The sequence below is a fragment of the Shinella sp. S4-D37 genome, from assembly GCF_040812195.1.
Lineage (GTDB): Bacteria > Pseudomonadota > Alphaproteobacteria > Rhizobiales > Rhizobiaceae > Shinella.
On the sequence record NZ_JBFNXL010000010.1, the window covers coordinates 15,344 to 37,450 of the forward strand.

The following is a 22,107-nucleotide window of genomic DNA, read 5'->3' on the forward strand; positions in this document are numbered from 1 at the left end:
GCCGGGAGCGCTGAAAAAATGAATGGGAGCCCGCTTGCCATGGCGGGGGAACGCCGCATCGGTTTGCGGCGCCCGCCTTGTGGCACTTTTCAGCGCGGGGTCCAGCACTCTGTCATCGGCTCAGCCCCGCTGCCAATAGCTGTCCGGCGGTGGTCCCCAGTCGTTAAGGACACAGGAATAGACGGCGGTCTCGTCAAACGGGTAGCGGGCTTCCATCTCGGGCGTAAGCGTCAGCCCCAGGCCCGGAGCGGTCGGGCGAATGAGCCGGCCGCCTTCGATCCTGCCCTGATCACCAATCATCTCGCTACCGAGCGGAAAGGCGAGCATCGGATACTCGACCAGTTTTCCGCCGGCGGCAAAAGCAGCATGGTAGCTTGCCATGATGGCCGCTGCGCCCCCCCAGGCGTGGACGACGACATCCACGCCCTTCGCCCTGGCTGCAGCGAAAACGTCGATCACCGCCGAAATCCCTCCCATCACCGAGGCGTCAGGCTGTACGAAATCGTAGACGTCGGCATTGATGCGCTCGATCATTTCCTTCGGCGTGGTGATGATCTCGCCACCACATACGGGCACGTCGATGCGGCTTCGCAACTCACGGAAGCCTTCGGGGCAATCCGGGCCGATGGCTTCTTCGACAAAGACCATGCGATAATCGGTGAGCGCGTGCACGGCATTGACGAATTGCACGACGTCTTCGACCTCCTGTGGGGGATCGGCCAAATTCTGGCACATGTCGACGCCGACACGAATGCCGCGCTTGCCGGCCTCTTCGAGCACCCAGGCGGTACGCAGGATATCGCGCTTGACCGAACGGATCTTGTAGATCTCGATCCCGAGCGAGGCCAGCAGATCGAGCTCGCGCAGAAACTGTTCCTTGGCGTCACAACAGCCCCCGCTGCCGTAGATCTGGATGGAGTCTGCCTGTGCGCCACCGAGCAGTTCGAAAACCGGGATTCCAAGGCTTTTTGCCTTCGCGTCCTGCAGCGCCGTTTCAAACGCCGCTATGACATGACGCGCAGCGCCTTGCAGAGACCAGTAGTCGCAAAGGCTGCGAAGGTCCTTCACCCGCCTGTCAATGTCAAAGCCGTCCTTGCCGAGCACATAGGGCTCGCAGAGGTTGACCATGGATTGGAAAACCAGCGGCGCGAATACTGCTAGATAGCCCTCGCCTATTCCCGTGACACCATTGTCCAGCGTGATCTCCACCATGCCGATCGTGCGCTTGGGGCCGTTCGGAAAGCACTCCTTGATTTCGGGATCATCTGCATCGGCATAGGGCGAGCTCAGCAGGACACAACGTACTTTGGCGATATTGGGCATCAGTATCCTCTATTGAAATCAACCGCGTCGTGAAGCGGCTCGCCTCGGCGGTATCGGACGAGATTGGCAAGAAAGACGTCGATTTTGCGATCCAGCTCATCGGTCGAGCCGCCACCGGAATGCTGCGTTAGAAGCGTGTTCGGACATGCCCAGAGGGGATGGTTTTCCGGCAGCGGCTCGCTGCGCGTGACATCGAGTACCGCACCGGCGAGCCTTCCCTCAGACAGGGCGGCGACCAGCGCCATCTCGTCGACGATAGATCCACGCCCGAGATTGGCGAAAATGGCATGCGCGGGCAGCAACGACAGGCGGGCCGCATCGAACAGATCGCGCGTCTGTGCGCTATCCGGTGCGGTGCAGACCACGATGTCGGCCCTGCGTAGCGCCGCATCGAGCGTCTCGGTGGGCGTGCCGCTGCGGATCGTCGTAATCCGGCAATGGAAGGCTGCCAGAAGTTCCGCCAGCCGCTGGTTGATTGCGCCAAAACCCACCATCACGACGTGGGCGCCCCGAAGCATTCGCAGGCGGCTGCGCAGAGGATCGCCCTGCCAGGTCTTGCTGTCCTTCAGGTGGACAAGCCGGTCGATTCCCCGCCCGAGCGCCAGAATGCCGGCCAATGCGGTCTCGGCGACAGGATCGGCAAAGAAACCTGCCAGATTCGTCAGGATCAGGCCGGGATTGACTGACCGGTCCAGCTCGGAATACTCGCCGAAGCCGACGGACTCCAGCTGTACCCAACGCAAACCCGGCGCCGCGGCTAGCCAGCATGCCGGCGGATTGCCGAACACGATCTCGCATTCATCCAGGCAATCGTCCGAAAGGTCCGTCCCCGGTAGAAAAACCCGCAAGTCATCCGAGCCGATCGCATCGCGCAGCCGTTGCTGCTGGTGTGGCGGCAGTTCGATACAGAGGGCGATCTTCTTCATGCGGGTGGCCTGCTGTTGATCCAGATCGTCTTCGTCTGGAGATATTGGTCGAGGGCTTCCGTCCCGTTGTCGCGCGCCAGCGAGCCCGAGCGTTTGTAGCCACCGAACGGTGTCTTGACGTCTCCTTCGGAGAAACTGTTGATCGAGACCGTGCCGCAAGGAAGGCGCCGCGCCATGTAGAGCGCACGGTCAATGTCGCGGGTGAAGACGGAGGCGTGCAGGCCGTATTGCGTGTCGCACGCCAGTTGCAGCGCTTCGGCCATGTCATCGACCGCAAGAACTCCGAGCACCGGCCCGAAAATCTCCTCCCGCGCGATCGTCATGTCCGGTTTCAACGCTGCAAAGACGGTTGGCGCGATAAAGTAGCCGGGACCATCGCATCGCCCGCCGGTCAGCAATCGGGCGCCCTCGCTCCTGCCGCGCTCAATATAGCCGAGGACGCGCGCCATATGCTCTTCGGTTACCATCGCGCCGATATCGGTCTGTGGATCGAGCGGATCACCGACCTTATAGGCTCTGGCGCGGGCAGAGACCTTCTCCAGGAAAAGATCGGCGACCGACGCGTGGACGATCTGGCGCATGTTGGCGGAACAATTCTGTCCACCGTTCCAGAACGCGGCTCTCGCGGCTTCCTCGATCAGATCGTCGGTCAAGTCTGCATCATCGAGGACAATGAGTGGGCTCTTGCCACCCATTTCCAAGCCGACAACCTTCAAGTTGCTTTCCCCCGCATAGCGCAGAAAATAGCCGCCGACTTCGGTGGATCCGGTAAATGAGACGATATCGATATCGTTGTGGCGCCCGATGGCCTGGCCGGTCGTTTCACCGCCCCCCGGAATGACGTTCAGCACGCCGTCTGGCAGTCCCGCGGCCTGGGCCAGCTCCGCAAGACGGATGAGGGAAAGCGGCGTCTGCTCGGCCGGCTTGACGACGGTCGAGCATCCTGCGGCCAGAGCCGGGGCCAGTTTCCATGCCGCCATGAGCAGCGGGAAATTCCAAGGCAGGACGAGCCCGACGACACCGGCCGGCTCCTTGACGACAAGCGCCAACACATCTTCCCCGGTGGGAGCGACCTTGCCGAACGTCTTGTCGGCAAGCTCGCCGTACCACTGAAAGAACGTCGGAACCTCGTTGGCGATCTCGTGCAGGCAGTCGGTGATCGTCTTGCCGCTGTCGAGACTCTCGAGAACGGCAAGTTCGTGCGCGTTTTCCCGAACCAGCCCCGCAAGGCGCAGAAGCACCTCCTTGCGTTTCTCCGGTGCGGCACGCGACCACCGACCGTCGTTGAAGGCCCGACGCGCTGCTGCGACGGCCCGGTCCACATCCGCGCTGCCGCAATGCGCAACCCGGCAGAGAATCTGCCCTGTCGCCGGGTTGATTGTCTCGAACGTTGCGCCGCCCGTGGCGTCGGTAAATGCCCCGTCGATGAACGCTCTTGCGTTTATTCGCAATGCGCCTGCGATATCTCGTGCCTGCTCAAGGGAAAGTGCCATCCCGGTAGTCTCCTTCATGTCGCGGGTGCAGGTCGGGCCCGTCCGGCAGCGATGGCTATCGCTTCAGAACGCCTGGAACACCGGTTTCGAGCATCATCGTTCGCGCTTCCTCACGATAGAGATCACGAACGTCGCGCGTTGGCGGGCGGCACCGGCTGGACGGCAAGCCGATGAGTTCCATGCATAGTTTGTCAAGATATCCGTCCCCGCTCGTATGTTCACTCTCGATCTTCATCCAAAGATGGTAGAACGGCATGGCCTCGTCTGTAAGCATCCGCTGGACTTCCGGATAATCGCGCTGGCCAAGGCGATCCATCAGCTTCAGTCCCCATTCGGGCCAGTAGTTGCACAGGTGCACCTCGAAGGCGCGCGCACCCATCATGTGGCTCATCGTGAAGAACAGATTGTTGTCGATGATGCTGAGGCGTTTCGAGAAATGCTTGCAGACATGCTCGAATTCCATGGCGTCGGTTCGCGGCGCAGCCCACTTCAACCCGACGACGTTGGGGATGTCGGCGAGCTTCTCGACCATGTCGAACGAGACGTTCTTGCTGGTCCAGAAGGTGTTGTAGATGATGATGCCGGTATTCGGTGCAGCCTCGGCCGCCGCCTTCACAAATTCAAAGAAGTCCTGTTCCGTATGGGAGAAATAGAAGGGGCAGGATACCTGGATATAATCCACCCCGATCGCTTCGGCCGCCTTTGCCAGCGTGATCAGGTCGCGCGTGGAGGTTGTCTGCGCTCCCATGGCTACCGGTGCAGCGCCATTGACCTCCTCGACGATCGCGCGGGCGACGGCACAACGCTCGTCGATGCTCATCGCCGAGAAATCACCGGCCGCACCAGCTGCCAGCAAAACGGCGTTTCCTTCGGCTGCGCCCCGGCTCAGAAGAAAGCGGCTATGGGCGCGTGTGGCGTCCAGGTCCAGTTCCAGGTCATCATCACGGAACATGGTCGGCACAGTGATATAACAACCTTCAAGCCTATCACGGAGCTTGTTCAATCTTTGCAAATTCGACACTGGAAATCCTTCCGCTTTTCCTCACCGTCGGCGGCCCCCTGGAGGCCCGCTGAACGATCGGCTAGAGACTAGCTTCAGGTCCCGGGTTCCGAATTTGCATATTGCGACAATAAATTGATGGGTCTTCGCGGCCCCTTGTTATCTCTTGTAATTTCGAGATTCGCTCAGCGACCAGGTGACGTGCGATCTGAAACGTGCCATCTCCGCGGGTGAATAGCTGGAGCGGAACTCGCTTGGCGATTGTCCGAAATGGGCTCTGAACGTCCGGGTGAAGATTGCCGGCGAGCTGAAGCCGCACAAGAGTGAAATTTCCGAGATCGCCTCACTGCTGTAGAACAGCATTTCGCGCGCGCGCTCCAAGCGAACCCGCATATAGTACTGCCCGATGGAGGAGTCGGTTTTCTTTCGGAATATCCGCTCGACATTGCGGCGCGGCTGGTTCAGTTGCTCGGCAATTTGAGCGACGGAAAGCGGGCTTTCTATATTCGCCTCCATCAGCCGGACAGCACGGCTGACGGGGTCGGGCGCCTCCTGCTGGGGCGCACCCGCGGAAGATCGTTGCGGGCCATCTCCCCGCTGCTGGTGGGGATATACGAAGCCGTTGGAAATATGCCTTGCCAGGACGGCGCCATACTCCCGCTCGATGAGGTCGAGGACCATATCCAGCACGGAAATTCCACCGGCACAGGTGATGAACGGCGGGTCGATGATGTAGCGTCGCTCGACGATATCACTGTCCGGATAGCGCTCTGAAAACAACGGCATCGCCTCCCAATGGCAAGTCGCGCGCCTCCCCTTCAGCAGGCCCGTTTCCGCAAGGGCGAAGGCACCGGTGTCCACTCCGGCCAGGATTACGCCATGGGCATTGAGCCGCTGCAACCAGCTCACCAGCCGTTTCGACAGGTAGGACGTTGCATCATTGCCGGAATACACGAAAACCAGATCAAAGTGGAAATCCGAGTAGATGCTGGTATCGGCCCCGATGCTCATGCCAGCGCCGGATTCGACCGGGCTGCCGTTTTCCGAGATGAAGCTCCAATTGAATAGACGCTTTCCCGCGTTCTGGTTGGCGACCCGGAACACCTCGATCAACGGGATCAGCCCGTAAAGCGAGAATTGCGGCGCAAGAAAAATTCCCACTTCCTGATATTCGCGAATGGGGCGACCTAGGCGTTGCATACTTTCCCCCATGGCTCATGCGGCTGCGCGCAATTAGTTCTATTTTTGTCTCGAAATGCAAACTCAATTTTTGAAACACTGGCAATCTTGGCGGTGAGCGGGGAACCTGCTGAAAAGCTGTTGAACGCATCCATCCGGGGCACGGGTCGAGCCGGAGAGTGTATAGAGCCTAAATTGAAAGCATCGCGTCTCTTGGTTTGAAGCGCGTCGATAGGTACAGAATTATGTAATATTGCACTTTTGAAAATAAAAAATCCATGCATGCACAGCTTGTTTGTCTATTACAACCGAAAAAAGGGAGCATGAAAATGACAGTATTTTCGAGATCTGGGATCAATCGAAGAAGTTTTCTTAAGGCGGCCGGAGCTGTTTCTGGCGCTGCAGTCGCTACTCCCTTCATCGGTGGGAATGTATTCGCATACAACAAGCCGATAGAACTCGTACATTGGAGCTGGCTGGCGGCATCCGATGGCGAAGTCTGGGCCGAAATGATCAATGCCTTCAACGAAGCCTACAAGGGCAAGGGCATCCAGATCAACATACAGATCATTCCCGAGGAACAGTACATCACCAAGGTGCTGACCGCGGCCGCGACGGGTCAGGCGCCGGACTTCGGCTGGGGGACGGCCGGAAAGGCCGCGCAAATGGCGCGGGATGGCGTCATTGTTCCACTCGACAAGCTTGCCGCCGCCAGCGGTCTCGATCTCGCCGACTTTTCGGAAACATCGCTTACGGCCGCGCGCTATCCGAAATACGACAACCAGATGTTCATGATCCCGATGGATCTCATGAGCCTGCAGCCCGAAATAAACATCGACCACGTTCTGGCCGCTGGCCTCGACCCGAATTCATTTCCAACGAACGCAGACGAACTGCTGACCTGGGCGAAGGCCTTGACGCAAACCGCCGGAAACAAGGTCACCCGTTCCGGCATCATGATGACAGGCTCGGGCGTACAGCCGACCGTGACCTGGGGTATCGTGGCCGAGCAGATGGGGTTCGAACGGGCAAGCGCAGACCTCAAGACCGCTTGCGTCAATCCGGAAGCCGGCATCAAGGCCATGGAATGGATCCTCGCGCTGTTCGATGAACACAAAGTTTCGACGCGCGACGTTACGGATCGTTACAAGGCGTTCGGAACCGGTGAGGGCTCGATCTTCTGGACCGGCCCGTGGACGTTGAACGGTTTCGTTCAGCAGGGGCTGAATTTCCAGACATTTGCCATGCCGAATATCGGCGGCACGCGCAAAACCTATTTCGAAATGGGTGGCCTGGAACTTTACGCACAAGCAGATGAAAGCCGCTACGAAGCGACGATGGAAGCCATCCGGTGGCTGTCGGACAACAGCTTCAAGTGGACCACGGTCGGTCGTGGCGCATCGCCGCGAAAGTCCATCGTCGAGCGGCCTGACTACAAGACGGCCGGCATTCCCTGGGACAAGCGCGGTGCCTTTGTCGATGGCATGGACTTCGCAACGATCCTGGAGGTTCCGGTTACCGAGGGTGCGGAATTCACAATCTATTCCGGTGGGAACTACCTCGCAAAGACCCTGGAAAACGTCTGGATGGGGCAGAAGTCGCCCGCCGATGCGATGGCACAGCTGCAGGAGCGTTGGCAGAAGAATCTCGACAAGGGGTGAAAACGTTACGTCCGGTGGCCGGCTTGCCGGCCACCGTCCCTCCCATGAAACTGAAAATGATTGCGACGCACCTATGTCTCGACCCTCTTCATCCAGTTCACCAAGCACATTGGTCAGCCCTTCAGACGAGAGCGAAGTTCAAAGGATCGAGTGGACGGGATATCTGTTTGTCGCTTTCTTCACGATCCCGTTCTTTCTCTTCAATATTCTTCCTGTTCTCTTCGGCGGTTACGTCGCCTTCACCCAATGGAGCATCATCGGTGCGCCGGAATGGATCGGGCTGGACAATTTCCGGGAGGCCATTCGGGACGAATGGGTCGCAAACTCGTTCAAGAACGTCCTTTGGTACGGCTTGATTATCGTTCCGGGGGTGACCGTCTGCGGATTGACGGCGGCAATCTTCGTCAACCAGCGCTGGCCGCTGTCATCGCTCGCCCGCACCTTCTTTTTTGCGCCCTATGTCGTATCGGCGACGGTCATCGGTTTGATCTGGGTGTGGCTGCTCGATACCCAGTACGGGCTGATCAACCACTATCTCGGCTATCTGGGCATCTCGAACGTCGAGTGGCTCACCTCCACGCAATGGTCGCTCGTCGGCGTCAGCGTCGCATCGATCTGGTGGGACATGGGACTAGCCTTCATTCTGTTTCTCGCAGCCTTGCAGGACATCCCCAGGGATCTGGTCGAAGCTTCGATCGTGGATGGTGCCGGCCGGCTGCAGCGGTTCTATTTCATCGTCCTGCCACTTTTGCGCCCCGTCATCAGCATGGTCGTCACCTTGCAGATGATCAGTACGCTCAGAATTTTCAGCCAGGTCTATGTCATGACGAACGGGGGACCTGCAGGCTCCTCCGACTCGCCCATCCACATGATCTACAAAGAGGCAATCGTCCGTCACCAATTCGGCTCCGCCTCGGCAATCGCCATCCTGCTTTTCATCATCATCGTGGCGGTGACCCTGGTCCTGCGTGTTCTGGTCAAGGAAAGGGCGTGACAATGAAAAAGCCGCGCTTCGACGTCCCCAAAGTCCTTGTGGATAGAAACCTGAAATATTCCGATATGCCGCTGTGGATACTCGGCTGCTTCATCGCCTTCATCTGGTCGCTGCCATTCGTCTGGATGGTGTCGACCTCCTTCAAGCTGCCGCAGCATGTGATGACGCGCGACATCGAATGGCTCCCGCGTGTCTTCACGCTCGCCAACTATATCAAGGTGTTCGAGTTCCCAGTCCTGCGCTGGGCCTTCAACAGCCTCGTCCAGGCAACGATTTCGACATCACTCTGCGTGTTTTTCGGCGCGATGGCCGGCTACGCGCTCGCAAGAATGCGCTTTCCCGGCAACGGGCTGTTGTTTGCGATATTCGTGGCCTCGTTGATGATCCCTGTCGAGGTGACGGTTGTGCCGCTGCTGCTCGCCATCATCAAGGTCGGCTGGGCCAGCACCTACCAGGCCTTGATCCTGCCGACGGTCGCCAATGTCTTCAGCGTGTATATCTTCCGGCAGTTCTTCCTGGGTTTCCCTCAAGAACTGGAAGAAGCGGCGCGGATGGATGGCGCGAGCCCCTTCAAGGTCTTCTGGCTCATCGCCTTGCCTCTGGCGCGCGCGCCGGCAATCGCTGCAACGGTCATCATATTCACGCTGAACTGGAACAACTTTCTCTGGCCCCTGCTGGTGACCTTCGACGACAGCATGAAGACCCTCCCGGTGGGCATTGCGCAGTTCGCGCCGGTCGTCGGAAGTCATACCCAATTGGAAGGCTTCTCGGTCTCGATGGCGGCCGTCACGGTCCTGTCGATCCCCAGCCTGATCGTTTTCTTCTTCCTGCAGAAATATTTCATTCAGGGAATATCCCAGGGCAGCGTCAAGTCGTGAGGTGTGGACGTAAAAATGATGAATAAATCCGAACTGAAAACAAAAATGTTTATCGGCAACGAGTGGCTCGACGCCATTGGCGGCGAGACGTTTGAAACGATCAATCCAAGTACGGAGACGGTGATCTGCTCGGTCCCCCGCGGGCAGAGCGGCGATGTAGATGCAGCCTGCAACGCGGCACAAGCAGCTCTCGAAGGCCCCTGGGGGCAGATGACGCCCTTCGAGCGCGGCCGAATGCTGTTCAAGCTCGCCGACCTGGTGGAGGAGAACCAGGAGCACCTCGCCCTTCTCGAATCCATCGACGTGGGCAAACCCATCGGCGAAGCCCGGGGTGACATGAGGGGCGTTGCCGGCTGCTTTCGCTACAATGCAGGCGCCGCGGACAAGCTGGAGGGCGCGACCATCCCGCTCGGTCGAGAATTCGTCGACTTCACCTCCCTTGAGCCAATCGGCGTGACCGCTCACATCGTTCCCTGGAATTTCCCCCTCGCAATGGTCGCGCGCTCCCTTGCGCCGGCGCTGGCGGCAGGCTGCACCGCCGTGGTGAAGCCCGCCGAGCAGTCGCCGTTGACGGCCCTTGCTTTCGGCAAGCTGTGCCTTCAGGCCGGGCTGCCCGCCGGTGTCGTCAATGTGATTTCGGGTTTCGGTCACGAGGCGGGCGAGGCACTCGTGCGGCATCCGCTGGTGCGCGGCGTCACCTTTACAGGGTCGATCGAGACGGGAAGAAAAGTCTATATCGCGGCCGCTGCCGGCATCAAATCGGTCGTTCTCGAACTCGGCGGCAAGAACCCCATGATCGTTTTTGCCGATGGTGACATCGACCGGGCGACGACCGACGCGCTGGATGCAAGCTTCGGCAATAGCGGACAGGTCTGCTCGTCGTCATCGCGCTACCTGCTGCACAAGGACATCAAGGAAGCATTCCTGGCATTGCTGGAAAGCAAGGTCACGGCATTGACCGTCGGGATGCCGGAAGACAACCCGACGCTGGGGCCGCTGGCCTCCAAGGAACAGTACGACAAGGTGATGCGGTACATCGAGCAAGGCCGCAAGGAGGGGGCCAGGCTCAGGTTCGGCGGCGGTCGGCCGGCAGGCCTGGACACGGGATATTTCATCGAACCCACCGTCTTCGACGACGTCGATCCGGCGATTTCGATTGCGCGGGAAGAGATATTCGGCCCCGTTTCGATCGTCCACACCTTCGAAGACGAGGCGGAGGCGATACAGCTCGCCAATGGGCTGGAAACCGGCCTCGTCGCCGGCGTCTACACGCGCGACATAAGCCGTGCCCATTCGATTACGCGCAAGCTCGATTTCGGCTCCGTCTGGATCAATGGCTGGTTCATCGGAGGGTTTCAGGCGCCCACCGGCGGTGAAAAGCACAGCGGCATCGGCCGTGAGCGGGGGCTGCCCGGCATCATGAATTACCTGATCACCAAGAACATCGGAATTCGTCTCTGACGAACCGTCCATAGCTTAGCAAGAGAGGAACAAGCACGCTATGAGCCCAATCAAGGACATTACTCATCACGTAATGGTCAAGAACCCCGAACATTGTGTCAATCAGACCATGACGCGCGTCTTGCGCAACGGCGACTTGGTCGCTGTCTACAATGAGGAGCGCTACCCTTACCACCATGACAGCGGGCGCACCATGATGGCTCGTTCGAAGGACGGCGGCCAGACCTGGAGCGAGCCGAAGATCATCATCGACTGGACCGAGACCACCGGAAACTGGGATGCCGGCATCTGCGAACTGGACGACGGCACGCTTCTGGTGAACTTCACCATCACTGGCTTCTTCAAGCGTGGACAGAAGCCGACGCAGCCGTCCTGGTCCGCAGCGCCCAACACCGGCAAGTGGGGTGACTGGACATGGGCGTTCAAGATGCAGAGCTGGCTTGGCACATTCGTCGTCAAATCGAAGGATGGCGGCGAAACCTGGACATCCCCCATCCCGGTAAACGTGCGCCCGCTCAAGCATGGCGGATGCCGTTCCGGTTGCTGGCAGCTGCCTGATGGCGGCATCCTCATGGGGCTTTATGGCCGCATCCGTGGCTACGGCGAGGAAGGCGAGGGAGAAACCACTCGCTCCGCACTCATGCGTTCTGACGACGGCGGCGACAATTGGGAATATTATTCGACCCTGGCCTACGACGCGGCGAACATCATTGACTATGAAGAGCCGGATATCCTTCGCCTGAAGGACGGTCGCCTCGTCTGCTTCCTGCGGACGCATGTGAATCCGAGCGGCGATTCGAAGAACATGGTGATGATCGTTTCGGAGGATGACGGCTTTTCCTGGACCCCGCCGAAATGGACCAACATCTGGGGCTATCCGGCGGAACTGATCGAGCTTCATGACGGCCGCTACCTGATGGTCTACGGATATCGGCGCCCGCCATACGGCGTTCGTGGCATCATCTCCGAGGATGGCGTCAACTGGGACGTGAAGAACGAATTCGTCATTCGTGAAGGGGGCGTTCCGGAAAGGTCGATCAACAGCAAGCCGACCTCAAGTCTCGGTGGTGACAACGACACGGAAGGATACGGCGCGGGCAAGATCGATTTCCATCATCCCGGCATTTACCAGCACATTGGCTATCCGAGCGTCGCACAGAACCCCGACGGCTCCATCGCCTGCTCCTATCATGAATGGAGCGATGACCCTGTACCGCTTCAGTATCTGAGGACCACCAGGTTCCGGCTGACATAACAGGTTTGGCATTTCGGCCGCAGACCCACGCAGGGGATCCGTATCCGCTGGTGTGTTCTGCGGCCGATAAACTACGGCCGAAATCGGCGTCAAGGGTATCGGAGGCAGCATGGCACGGCTAGAAATCGACGGCATAAAGAAGCGGTTTGGAAATTTCGAGGTTATTCACGGGCTGGATCTCGAGATCAAGGACGGGGAATTCGTTGCCTTCGTTGGCCCCTCCGGCTGTGGGAAATCCACGGCGCTGCGCATGATCTGCGGGCTTGAGACACTGAGCGAGGGGGACATTCGCATCGATGGCGCTTCCGTGAAAAACGTTTCACCCTCGAAGCGCGGTGTGGCGATGGTTTTTCAGTCATATGCGCTCTATCCGCATATGACTGTCTCGGAGAACATGGGCTTCTCGTTGCGGATGGAGGGCGTTCCCAAGCTCGAAAGGCAGGAAAAAGTGCTGGAGGCGGCCAGGATCCTGCAACTGGACACGCTGCTTCATCGAAAGCCGAAGGAACTTTCGGGCGGACAAAGGCAACGGGTGGCGATCGGTCGGGCAATTGTCCGCAAACCGAAGGTGTTCCTTTTCGACGAACCCCTGTCGAATCTTGATGCAGAGCTACGCGTGCAGATGCGCCTCGAACTCGCCCGCCTGCACCGCGAACTTGAAACGACGATGATCTACGTGACGCACGACCAGATCGAAGCGATGACGCTTGCCGACAGGATCGTGGTGCTGCGAGCAGGAAAGGTAGAGCAATTCGGTACGCCGATGGACCTCTATCACCATCCGGTAAACATGTTCGTCGCCGGCTTTATTGGCTCCCCGAAAATGAACTTCCTCAAAGCGAGCGTCGAGCGTGTGACGGGGAAGGCTGTCGAGGTGTCATTCGAGGGCTTGCAAGGCGGCCCGCTCGTTTTCCAGTTGGCTGAAGGTCAAGTTCAAGCCGGTGACGCCCTGACGCTCGGAATCCGCCCGGAGCACCTGCACGTGGATAAACCAGATGGCCCCTCGATCGACATAAGGTTCGATTTTGTCGAACGTCTCGGTAGCACGAGCTATGCATACGCTTCCGGGTTCAAGGCCGGTTCCATCATCGCGACGGCAACGCCCGAAATCAGTGACATCCGGATCGGCGATTTCCGAAAGGCAGGCTTCGTGCGTGACAATTGTTTCCTGTTCGATCACGGTGGTCAAACGATACCGCAACACCGAAGGGCGCCGCGGACGGGACTGTCGGGTTAACCGGGGCGAAAGCAGGTGACGTCCAGCCGGTCGGCGATGATCAGGCCCGTTGCCGGTGGCAAGCTTCATCGTTTCCAAGCTTCTATGATTTCCCACGCAGCATGGCCCTGCCTCCGAACGTCGCTCGGCCTGCCCTTCGTGGGAGATTTCACGGAAACTGTCTGAGAGAATTGCGCAAAATGCGCCTGAATACCGAATGGCGAGCCACACGGCATGGGCGATGACCTGAGGCGGAAACCGGTGGCGTTTTAGCTGACGGGCGAGGCGCTCATGCGCTTGCATCTATCGCAGCGGGTGCGAACGAGCGGTTATCGTCACAACACCCATGCCTGTGGTCGATAATTGATCACACAAGGGGCTGAACAATCACGCCGGAAACTCACATTTGCCATTGCGAAAGCGGGAACGGCTGATGCATCGGCTTCGATCGCCAGGCTGTTGATTGCCACTGAGAACCGAGCGTCCTTCGTCTTCACCTCGTTTTGGGAAAACCAAAGAGGCGAGGCCAGCGAGGCGGCGTCTCAGTCGGCGGCCGGCGCTTCGCACGCGATTGCCAGGGAACGTTCGTATCGTCGCGGCGTTCAGGTCGACCGTCTCCGGGAAGAAAGAAATATCCGGATGTTTTCCTTGATGGATTTCCATCATGAACACGCTTCCTATGGTCGATCCTTGGCATACTATCAGGCCGCGGATGAAGGAGGAAAGTCCGCTCGCCCTGGCGGACGGAGCAAAAGCACCGTTGCCTCGTGACGCCGGTGTTTCGGTGTCATTGGGAGGCTTTGCCCGCTCCCGCACAGCGTCACCAAACAAGGAGGAATCCATGCTACATATTCTCAGAGACTTCGGTCGGGTATGCCGCACCCGGTTGGGTGGTTACATCGGCGCCATGGCGCTTTTCATTGCGCTGGCATCGCTGACGACGGCCACCAATGTATCGGCGCAGACGCTTGAGGCCGTGAAAAGTGCCGGCAAGCTCAGGGTCGGCGTGCAGGCAGCAAACATGCCCTGGGGATTTGCCGACGCGAGCGGCGCCACCGTGGGATACGACATCGATGTCGCCACGCTGCTCGCCAAGGAAATCGGGGTCGAGCTGGAACTGGTGCCTGTCACCGGCCAGAGCCGCATTGCGCAGCTTGTCACCGGGAAGGTCGACATCCTGTTTGCGGTGCTCGGCATGTTCCCCGACAGGGCGGAAGTGCTGCAGTTCACAAAACCCTATGCGGGCCTGTCCTATTGGGTCATCGGCCCGAAGGACAAGACGATCAAGGATTTCCCCGATCTTTCCGGCATGAAGATCTCCGCGTCGAAGGCTTCTGCTGAGGAAAAGGTCATCACCGAAAAGGCGCCGTCCGATGCGACGATCGTCCGATACGATGATCCGCAGAGCTCCATCCTTGCCCTCATGTCGGGTCAAGCGGACGTCATCGTCGGGAACAGCACCTACATCGGCAATTTCACCCGCATGAACAGAGCGGAATTCGAGAACAAGATCCAGCTTGGCGCGCAGTTTCAGGGCGGCGGTATTCGAAAGGACGACAAGGAGTTCCTGGATTTCGTCAACGCCTTCCTCGACAAGATCATGACGAACGGTGAGCTCGAGAAAATCAGCCAGAAGTGGCTTCTGGAACCTCTTCCGCAATTCCCCGAGAGCATCGAGGGCATTTCCTGGAAGATCGATTGAGGCCAAGCGAAAGACCGAGGTGAGGGCATGAGCAACGCTGGAACGAACGCCGTATCGATCCGGGGACTGAACAAGTACTACGGAGCGTTTCATGCCCTCAAGAATGTGGACCTCACGGTCGCCAGCGGTGAAAGGATCGTCATATGCGGTCCGTCCGGATCGGGAAAATCTACCCTCATCCGCTGTATCAATTGCCTGGAGGAGGTCCAGGGCGGGACGATCGCGGTCAACGGCGCGCGCCTTGACGGGACCATGTCGCAGGTCAAGCGCATCCGCTCCGATGCCGGCATGGTCTTCCAGCAGTTCAACCTCTTTCCGCACATGACCATTCTGGAGAACTGCGCGCTGGCCCCGCGGCGCGTTCGCGGCCTGTCGCGCGAGGCGGCGAATGCGGTCGCACGCCAGTATCTGGAGCGCGTGCGGGTGCAGGACCAGGCGGACAAATATCCGGCACAGCTTTCCGGCGGACAGCAGCAGCGCGTGGCGATCGCGCGGGCGCTTTGCATGGCGCCGAAGCTGATCCTGTTCGATGAGCCCACCTCGGCGCTCGACCCGGAAATGGTCAAGGAAGTTCTGGACACCATGACCGAACTGGCGCGAGAAGGCATGACGATGATCTGCGTGACCCATGAAATGGGCTTTGCGCGAAAGGTTGCCGACCGGATCATCTTCATGGACGATGGGCAGATCGTGGAGGAGAATTCGCCTTCGGCATTCTTCGACAATCCTGAGCATGACAGGACGAAAGCGTTCCTCGCGCAAATCCTGTCTTGAGCGAGCCAAGATATGCAGTACGATTTTGATTTTTCGGTGGTCTTGGATCAGGCAGATCGGCTTCTGCTGGGGTGTCTGTGGACCCTTGGCCTTTCTCTCCTGTCCATGTGCGTGGGTATGGTGGCAGCTGTCGCGATCATCCTGCTGCGGACGTCGAAGAGCAGGCTCCCTGCCTTCCTTGCCGGCGTCTATGTCCAGCTGTTCCGCAATACGCCGTTTCTCGTGCAGATCTACTTCATCTATTTCGGCTTTCCGGCCATGGGCATCCGCTTCGATTCCAACACGGCGGCACTGATCGCATTGTCGGCCAACTTCGCCGCCTATTCGTCGGAGATCATACGTGGCGGCATAACGTCCGTACCGCGAGGCCAGACCGAAGCGGGCCTTGCCCTCGGCCTGGGCACGTTGGAAACCTTCTTCTACATCGTGCTGAAGCCCGCCGTGCGAAAGGTCTATCCTGCGCTGGTCAGCCAGTTCGTCCTGCTGATGCTGATGACAAGCGTCGCCTCGTCCGTCGGAGCGACCGAGCTTACAACGTTCGGGCAGGAGATCGAGTACGCGACATATAGAAGCTTCGAGGTCTATTTCACGCTTTCAGTCATCTATCTGTCGATGGCGGTCATGCTGTCTTTTACCCTCTCCCGCGTCGACAAATATATCTTCCGGTATCCCCTTTAGGAGAAGACCATGGTTCGTAATCTGGTCGTGAATGATCTGTGGCTGATCCTGGAAGGCGCCAAGTGGACGGTCTACATTTCGCTGGCCGCCTTCTTCTTCGGCGGGATGATCGGCGTGATCATTGCGGCGTGTCGGGCCTCCGGCGTGGCCATCGTTTCCCGTGTGGCACAGGCCTATATCGAGGTTTTCAGGGGGACGCCCCTGCTCATGCAGCTCTTCATAGCCTTTTACGGTCTTCCGATCATCGGGCTCAATCCCAGCGCATGGACGTCGATCGTCGTCGCCTTCACCTTTCACGCGAGCGCCTTTCTCGGCGAAATATGGCGCGGCGCCATCCAGTCGGTTCCGCGCGGTCAGTCCGAGGCGGCGCTTGCACTGGGTCTGGGATATATCGACCGCATGCGGTATGTCATTTTCCCGCAGGCAATCCGCATTTCGCTTCCCGGAACCGTTGGCTTCCTTGTGACCTTCATCAAGGGTACGTCGCTGTGCACGATCGTCGGTTTCACCGAACTCAGCCGGGCGGGCGTCATAGTCTCCAATGCGACGATGCAGCCGCTTCTTGTCTTCGGCGCCGTGGCGGCGCTGTATTTCGCGATCTGCTGGCCGCTGTCCATCGCCAGCGCCAGCCTGGAAAAGCGCTACCTGGCGGCAACGCGATAGGGATTGCCGAATACGCGCACCTTTGGCGTGCGCCCCTGACCCTAGCTGGACATGGAAGACACGATGTTTTCCGGGCTGAACACGGTGAAGGGCACGATCATGCTCGCCGGTATCGACCCGATATAGCCGAGCTCGCCGAGTATCCTGTCGATCGCTACACGCAGCTGCAGTTCAGGATTCTGGTCGATGGCCAGCGTCATGACGCCGCGTGCGAGCAGATCGCGGGACTGGTCCGTCAGCTCGTGGCCTATGAAGAGCGTCTTTCCAGCCCGGTCGGCTCTTGCCAGTTCGTCGCCGAGTTCGGCGGAGCCGCCGCCCGTGCTGTAGACCACCAGCGGCGGCATGGTCCCCGTCAACTGTCGCTTGAATGCGTGCAGGATGGGCGTCCGCTCGATCGGCCCTTCTATCAGAGCCGATATCGTCAGGTGCGGCGCATGTTGTTTAAGTGCGGTTTCAAAGCCATGCAGCCGCTGGCGGTGCACGCTGTAGTCCGGGCCACGGTAAAGCACGACCACCGGTCCGGGCTGGCTGGTCATTCGCGCGGCGAAATAGCCGGCTGTGCGTCCTGCCGCATTGTTGTCGATGCCTGTATAGGCGAGGCGGCCGGAATCGGACATGTCGTTCACGAACGTGACGACCGGGCGCCCGCCGGCCGATGCCGTTCGCACCGCCTCCACCGTTTTGGGCAGCTCCGATGCGTAGACGACAAAGGCGTCGGCCGTGGAATTCTGGATCTGGGCCGCGACCTCCGTTAGGCTGTCCGGATCTGCAAATATACGATGCAGGGTGACTTCGCGGTCGAGTGTGGACGCGATCTGCAGCACGGCCTCGTTGACGCGCCGGAAGAACTGCGTGACCGGCGGTGGAAAAATGACCGCAACGCGAAGTCTTTTTCTGTAGGGATTGGGAAGTCGGCGGGCAAGCTCAAGCTGTTGAGCGGCCACGATGACTTTTCTGGCGGTTTCCGGTTTCACCCCGCCGCGTTCGTTGAGAACGCGATCGACGGTCGCAATCCCGACACCGGCGAGCCGAGCCACGTCATCCAACCGGCTCGGCTTCGCCTTTCGCGATGGCCCGCGCATGCGCACTGCTACCTAGTTCACGACAATTCCCTGAAGAAAACCGTACGACAGGGCCTGCCAACTTGCCAGGGTTAATTCGCGACGTGAACCTCATACCGCACGGCATCCTGCGGCAGGAGCGTGGAGTGATAGCCCATGATTTCCTCGATGCCGCCCTGATCGGTGGGGCGCGGCCAGAAGACGCCGGCAGGTCCGTTGCAGGGCAGCAGGGACACGGCTGTCATAACGTCGGCGGCTTCCGCCCGCGTGAATGCGCGACCCGACACCCGCAGCTCCACCTCTCTCACGGCGTCGGGATCCGTACCCCAGTCGAACAGCGCATTAAAGCCGATAAAATCGAAGCGCAGGCGGTCCTCGGAGAAGCCATGCCGTTCGACAAGCTGCTTGCGGCAGATCTCGGCGGCGAGTCTTGCCTTTTCCAGGGCGCCCACGCCGCCGAAAAGCAGCCGTCCGACGCCGATATAGCCTTCACGAACCGCAAGCCCGATCTTCGCCGTGTCCGTCTTCGGCTTGCCGCCCGTGCCTTCGATCCGGACGCGGTCCGGCCCGACCTGCGTGATCGTTGTCGTCGTGAAATCGACGATGGCATCCGCGTGGATGTAGCGTGACGGATCGCCGATCTCGTATACGAGCTGCTCCCGGCAGGTCTGCTCGTTGATCACGCCGCCGGTTCCCTCGACCTTGCTGATGACCGCGCTGCCATCGGCCTCGACCTCGAGAATGGGAAAGCCGAGGCGCTCGAGGCCATCGACGTCCTTGCGGCCGGGATCGGCGTAGCAACCGCCGGTGACCTGCGCCGAGCACTCGACGAGATGGCCGAGGCCCAATCCGCGGCCGATCTTCTCCCAATCGTCGAACGACCAGCCGAATTCATGCATCATGGCCGCGAGGTATTGCTCTGAATCGCCGGCGCGCGGTGTGATGACGATGTCGGCGTCCTGCGCCAGTGCGGCGACGATCTCGCGGGCGCCGCCATAGGCGACAGCACCGAGAAACGCATTGCCGAAAGCAGACAAGGGCGCGTTCGTATCGGCGATCACCGGGTCGAGCTGCCGCAATTGGTCTGTCACCTCGCCGCCGCTGACATAGGCGACCTTCAGGTGTCCGTACCCCATCTCGCTGCAGACCTTGCTGATGGCAACGGCGGCGCCTTTCGGATCGAGAATGCCGGCATTGGCGATGATCTTGGTCCCTCGGCTGACGCAGGCCGGCAGGATTTTCCGAAGCTTGGCTTCGAAAAGCACATCGTAGCCGGGAATGCCGTTCTCGCGCCGCAGGAAGGCCTTGCTCAGCGCCACCTCGGATTGGCAATCGAACACGATGTAGTCGAGATCCCCGCGTTCGGCCAGAATCTGGGCCCCGTAGATATCGTCGCCTTCATGGGCGGAGCCTGCTCCGATACGAATGGTTTTTGACGAGCCCATATCATCCTCCTCTATGTGCTTCAGGGCGCCGGACGGCAGCCCTTCTGTCGTGCCGACGCTACCGCCCGACCATCAGGCTCGCACGCGAAATTCCGATGGAAATCAATCAAGCCGCGGCCGGGCAGGGGTGATGGAATTCCATCAGGACGCCGGGTGCCAAACGGGTGTCGATCTCCTATGACCTTAGGACGTCAGAAGGGGCGCCAGCATCGCCCGAGGAGGAAAAATGAGCCAAGCACCCCATCGCATCGTCTTGCGCGATATTTGCCATGCCCGCTCGGGCGACAAGGGCAACTCTGCCAATGTCGGCATCGTCTGCTTCGACGCGAAAGACTACCCATGGCTGAAAAAGAACCTGAGCGCGGAAGCGGTGAAGACGTTCATGAGCAGCGTCGTGAAGGGCAGTGTCGAGCGGTACGAACTGCCGAATGTCGCCGCGCTCAATTTCATGCTTCACGAGGCTTTGGGCGGCGGGGCAAGTCGCACGCTTCAGCTCGATATCCACGGCAAGGGTTTCAGTTCCATCCTTCTCAGCATGGAACTGCTCAGCGAGGACCTTCCGCCGAGCCTTCAGCAATCCGCTGCGTGACCTCGAACCGAATCCTGGCCAGTTCCAAGGCCGGGCGGACCGCAACAAGCCTCCTCGGCTGCGGTCTTGGGAGAGGTGGCTCCCGGCCACCTCTCTTTTTTATGCGCTCAACGGATTTGATCTGACACTTCGCTCACTCGGCGCAACGGTGACAACTGAGCAGGGACCGCAAGAATGCTCTATCGTTCCGGCAGCCCGGCCAGGCGCAGGGCGTCGGAGAACCGCTCGAAATCCTCCGGCCGGTGAAGGGGCATCCAGTCCCTGAGATTGGCGAGGGTCAGCGACGGATCGAGCGCGCGCAGGCGTGCCATCGCCTTCGCGGCCTCCTGCCCATGGCCGGCGAGCGCGTGGCTTGCCGCCTGCAGGGCGACGGCGACGAGCAGGCTGGGCAGGTCGACGAGGGCCTTGTCCGTCCAGGCGAGGGCGCGGTCGTAGCGGCCGGCGAAGAAGTTCGCGAGCGCCATTCCGGCCTGCATGCGGAAGATCTCCGGGTCCAGCGGGCTCAGGCGGAGGGCGTGGGCGATGTCTTCGGTGCCGCTGTCGAGTTCGCCGCGGAAGACCCGCAGGACGCCGCCCAGGAACCAGGCGAGGGCGAAGTTGGGATTGAGCAGCCGCGCCCGCTCGACGAGGGCGATGCCGCCGTCGAGGTCGCCGGCAAGGTGGCCGAGCGCGTGGCCGCCCCGGGTCAGCGCCACCGCATCGTCGCGGCCGCGCTCCACCGCCAGCCGCGCCAGCCGCGTCCCCTCGGCGATCTCCCGCTCCGGCTCGTCCATCCAGCCGTTGAGCTTGCGCCAGAAGTAGCACCAGGCCGCCCCGCCATGGGCCGAGGCGAAGTCCGGATCGAGCTCGATCGCCCTGTAGAACAGCGGCAGGGCCGCGTCGATGGCGCCGCGCGTTCCCCTGTGCAGGTTGGCCATGCCGCGCAGGTAATAGTCGTAGGCGTCGAGGCTTTCGGTCGGCTTGCGCTTGGCGCGCTCGATCTCGGCCCGTTCCAGCTGCGGCGCGATGGCGCCCACGACGCTTTCGGCGACCCGGTCCTGCAGCGCGAACAGGTCGTCGAACGTGCCTTCGAAGCGCTCCGCCCACAGATGCGTGCCCGTTATCGCGTCGATGAGCTGCCCGGTGATGCGCACCCTGTTCGCCGCCCGGCGCACGCTGCCCTCCAGCACGTAGCGCACGCCGAGTTCCCGGCCCACGTCCTGCACCTCCACCGTGCGGTCCCGGTAGGTGAAGCTGGAATTGCGGGCGATGACGAACAGCCAGCGCACGCGCGACAGGGCGAGGATGATGTCCTCCACCACGCCGTCCGTGAAATATTGCTGCTCCGGGTCGCCGCTGAGGTTCTGGAAGGGCAGGACGGTGATGGAGGGCCGGTCGGGAAGGGCGAGCGCGGGCGCCGGCCGGGGCTCGCCGCGCGCCTCGCCGGCCGGCGCCTCCGGCGCTCCTTCCGCCTCGTCGAGGCTGACCTCGCCGACGAAGCGGAACCCCTTGCGCGCCACGGTGCGCACCAGGCGCTGCGCCTCGCCGCTGTCGCCGATCGCCTTGCGCACGGCGTTGATATGGCTGGTGATCGTCGATTCCGAGACGATCCGCCCGGCCCACACCGCCTGCAGCAATTCGTCCTTGCCGGTCACCCGGTCGCGGTTCGCAACGAGATGGAGCAGGAGGTCGAAGGCCTTCGGGCCGATCGCCACGGCCTGTCCGCGGGCGGTCAGCTCCCGGCGCCCGGGATCGAGCACATAGTCTGCGAAGATGAACCGCACGTCGCCGTCCCCCAGCCGGGCGCGCACCCGCATCGCCGGGCCGCCC

At 60.5% G+C, this 22,107-nt stretch carries 19 protein-coding genes and 1 pseudogene; 12 read left to right on the forward strand and 8 right to left on the reverse strand.

The features are described 5' to 3' along the window. Positions 1-120: 120 nt before the first annotated feature. The 5 genes from AB3G45_RS29175 to AB3G45_RS29195 form a co-directional block, all read right to left on the reverse strand. Positions 121-1,323, reverse strand: a complete 1,203-nt coding sequence (locus AB3G45_RS29175; RefSeq protein WP_367834028.1) for a mandelate racemase/muconate lactonizing enzyme family protein — start codon at positions 1,321-1,323, stop codon at positions 121-123. Beyond that, positions 1,323-2,249 carry a D-2-hydroxyacid dehydrogenase gene (locus AB3G45_RS29180; RefSeq protein ID WP_367834029.1) on the reverse strand — a complete coding sequence of 309 codons (927 nt, stop codon included), beginning with the start codon at positions 2,247-2,249 and terminating at the stop codon, positions 1,323-1,325. The genes AB3G45_RS29175 and AB3G45_RS29180 overlap by 1 nt, the downstream gene beginning before the upstream one ends. Then, positions 2,246-3,742, reverse strand: a complete 1,497-nt coding sequence (locus AB3G45_RS29185) for an aldehyde dehydrogenase (protein WP_367834030.1) — start codon at positions 3,740-3,742, stop codon at positions 2,246-2,248. The genes AB3G45_RS29180 and AB3G45_RS29185 overlap by 4 nt, the downstream gene beginning before the upstream one ends. 55 nt (positions 3,743-3,797) lie before the next feature. Continuing rightward, positions 3,798-4,763: a dihydrodipicolinate synthase family protein gene (locus tag AB3G45_RS29190; RefSeq protein WP_367834031.1), complete on the reverse strand. Its 966-nt coding sequence runs from the start codon at positions 4,761-4,763 to the stop codon at positions 3,798-3,800. Positions 4,764-4,901: 138 nt separating this feature from the next. Next, positions 4,902-5,942 carry a GlxA family transcriptional regulator gene (locus AB3G45_RS29195; RefSeq protein WP_367834032.1) on the reverse strand — a complete coding sequence of 347 codons (1,041 nt, stop codon included), beginning with the start codon at positions 5,940-5,942 and terminating at the stop codon, positions 4,902-4,904. A gap of 308 nt (positions 5,943-6,250) precedes the next feature. Between AB3G45_RS29195 and AB3G45_RS29200 the strand changes: the two genes are divergently transcribed. The 11 genes and pseudogenes from AB3G45_RS29200 to AB3G45_RS29250 all read left to right on the forward strand — a co-directional run bounded on the left by AB3G45_RS29200 (position 6,251) and on the right by AB3G45_RS29250 (position 17,203). Then, positions 6,251-7,582, forward strand: a complete 1,332-nt coding sequence (locus AB3G45_RS29200) for an extracellular solute-binding protein (protein WP_367834033.1) — start codon at positions 6,251-6,253, stop codon at positions 7,580-7,582. A gap of 109 nt (positions 7,583-7,691) precedes the next feature. Then, entirely contained in the window at positions 7,692-8,576 is an 885-nt protein-coding gene (locus tag AB3G45_RS29205) for a carbohydrate ABC transporter permease (protein WP_367834034.1), read from the forward strand. Positions 8,577-8,578: 2 nt separating this feature from the next. Beyond that, entirely contained in the window at positions 8,579-9,454 is an 876-nt protein-coding gene (locus tag AB3G45_RS29210; RefSeq protein ID WP_367834035.1) for a carbohydrate ABC transporter permease, read from the forward strand. 15 nt (positions 9,455-9,469) lie between these two features. Then, positions 9,470-10,915 carry an aldehyde dehydrogenase gene (locus AB3G45_RS29215; RefSeq protein WP_367834036.1) on the forward strand — a complete coding sequence of 482 codons (1,446 nt, stop codon included), beginning with the start codon at positions 9,470-9,472 and terminating at the stop codon, positions 10,913-10,915. A 40-nt stretch (positions 10,916-10,955) separates the two neighbouring features. Next, positions 10,956-12,170 carry a sialidase family protein gene (locus tag AB3G45_RS29220; protein ID WP_367834037.1) on the forward strand — a complete coding sequence of 405 codons (1,215 nt, stop codon included), beginning with the start codon at positions 10,956-10,958 and terminating at the stop codon, positions 12,168-12,170. Positions 12,171-12,279: 109 nt separating this feature from the next. Beyond that, positions 12,280-13,407, forward strand: a complete 1,128-nt coding sequence (locus tag AB3G45_RS29225; protein ID WP_367834038.1) for an ABC transporter ATP-binding protein — start codon at positions 12,280-12,282, stop codon at positions 13,405-13,407. Between the two features lie 325 nt (positions 13,408-13,732). After that, a pseudogene (locus AB3G45_RS29230) lies at positions 13,733-13,843 on the forward strand (IS6 family transposase); the annotation flags it as partial. Between the two features lie 207 nt (positions 13,844-14,050). Further along, entirely contained in the window at positions 14,051-15,088 is a 1,038-nt protein-coding gene (locus AB3G45_RS29235) for a transporter substrate-binding domain-containing protein (RefSeq protein WP_367834039.1), read from the forward strand. 27 nt (positions 15,089-15,115) lie between these two features. Further along, positions 15,116-15,862, forward strand: a complete 747-nt coding sequence (locus AB3G45_RS29240) for an amino acid ABC transporter ATP-binding protein (RefSeq protein WP_367834040.1) — start codon at positions 15,116-15,118, stop codon at positions 15,860-15,862. 12 nt (positions 15,863-15,874) lie between these two features. Then, a complete protein-coding gene (locus tag AB3G45_RS29245) occupies positions 15,875-16,540 on the forward strand; it encodes an amino acid ABC transporter permease (protein WP_367834041.1) in 666 nt (221 codons plus the stop codon). A 9-nt stretch (positions 16,541-16,549) separates the two neighbouring features. Beyond that, positions 16,550-17,203 carry an amino acid ABC transporter permease gene (locus AB3G45_RS29250; RefSeq protein ID WP_367834042.1) on the forward strand — a complete coding sequence of 218 codons (654 nt, stop codon included), beginning with the start codon at positions 16,550-16,552 and terminating at the stop codon, positions 17,201-17,203. 41 nt (positions 17,204-17,244) lie between these two features. On the opposite strand, the gene AB3G45_RS29255 is transcribed toward AB3G45_RS29250, so the two are convergent. Beyond that, complete coding sequence (locus AB3G45_RS29255) at positions 17,245-18,240, reverse strand: LacI family DNA-binding transcriptional regulator (RefSeq protein WP_367834097.1); 996 nt, start codon at positions 18,238-18,240, stop codon at positions 17,245-17,247. A gap of 116 nt (positions 18,241-18,356) precedes the next feature. Beyond that, positions 18,357-19,709 (reverse strand): acyclic terpene utilization AtuA family protein, encoded by a 1,353-nt coding sequence (locus tag AB3G45_RS29260; RefSeq protein ID WP_367834043.1) that lies wholly within the window; start codon positions 19,707-19,709, stop codon positions 18,357-18,359. Between the two features lie 226 nt (positions 19,710-19,935). Here AB3G45_RS29260 and AB3G45_RS29265 point away from each other — a divergent pair, with 226 nt between their 5' ends. Beyond that, on the forward strand, positions 19,936-20,298 hold the full coding sequence (locus AB3G45_RS29265; RefSeq protein ID WP_367834044.1) for a hypothetical protein: 363 nt from the start codon (positions 19,936-19,938) through the stop codon (positions 20,296-20,298). Between the two features lie 179 nt (positions 20,299-20,477). Here AB3G45_RS29265 and AB3G45_RS29270 read toward each other — a convergent pair whose 3' ends face one another. Continuing rightward, positions 20,478-22,061 (reverse strand): winged helix-turn-helix domain-containing tetratricopeptide repeat protein, encoded by a 1,584-nt coding sequence (locus AB3G45_RS29270; RefSeq protein ID WP_367834098.1) that lies wholly within the window; start codon positions 22,059-22,061, stop codon positions 20,478-20,480. Positions 22,062-22,107 lie beyond the last annotated feature (46 nt).

Coding starts and splice junctions, on each gene's coding strand:
- AB3G45_RS29175 (WP_367834028.1), bottom strand. CDS start 1,323: ATGCCCAATATCGCCAAAGTACGTTGTGTCCTGCTGAGCTCGCCCTAT.
- AB3G45_RS29180 (WP_367834029.1), bottom strand. CDS start 2,249: ATGAAGAAGATCGCCCTCTGTATCGAACTGCCGCCACACCAGCAGCAA.
- AB3G45_RS29185 (WP_367834030.1), bottom strand. CDS start 3,742: ATGGCACTTTCCCTTGAGCAGGCACGAGATATCGCAGGCGCATTGCGA.
- AB3G45_RS29195 (WP_367834032.1), bottom strand. CDS start 5,942: ATGCAACGCCTAGGTCGCCCCATTCGCGAATATCAGGAAGTGGGAATT.
- AB3G45_RS29200 (WP_367834033.1), top strand. CDS start 6,251: ATGACAGTATTTTCGAGATCTGGGATCAATCGAAGAAGTTTTCTTAAG.
- AB3G45_RS29210 (WP_367834035.1), top strand. CDS start 8,579: ATGAAAAAGCCGCGCTTCGACGTCCCCAAAGTCCTTGTGGATAGAAAC.
- AB3G45_RS29215 (WP_367834036.1), top strand. CDS start 9,470: ATGATGAATAAATCCGAACTGAAAACAAAAATGTTTATCGGCAACGAG.
- AB3G45_RS29220 (WP_367834037.1), top strand. CDS start 10,956: ATGAGCCCAATCAAGGACATTACTCATCACGTAATGGTCAAGAACCCC.
- AB3G45_RS29225 (WP_367834038.1), top strand. CDS start 12,280: ATGGCACGGCTAGAAATCGACGGCATAAAGAAGCGGTTTGGAAATTTC.
- AB3G45_RS29235 (WP_367834039.1), top strand. CDS start 14,051: ATGAACACGCTTCCTATGGTCGATCCTTGGCATACTATCAGGCCGCGG.
- AB3G45_RS29240 (WP_367834040.1), top strand. CDS start 15,116: ATGAGCAACGCTGGAACGAACGCCGTATCGATCCGGGGACTGAACAAG.
- AB3G45_RS29245 (WP_367834041.1), top strand. CDS start 15,875: ATGCAGTACGATTTTGATTTTTCGGTGGTCTTGGATCAGGCAGATCGG.
- AB3G45_RS29250 (WP_367834042.1), top strand. CDS start 16,550: ATGGTTCGTAATCTGGTCGTGAATGATCTGTGGCTGATCCTGGAAGGC.
- AB3G45_RS29260 (WP_367834043.1), bottom strand. CDS start 19,709: ATGGGCTCGTCAAAAACCATTCGTATCGGAGCAGGCTCCGCCCATGAA.
- AB3G45_RS29265 (WP_367834044.1), top strand. CDS start 19,936: ATGAGCCAAGCACCCCATCGCATCGTCTTGCGCGATATTTGCCATGCC.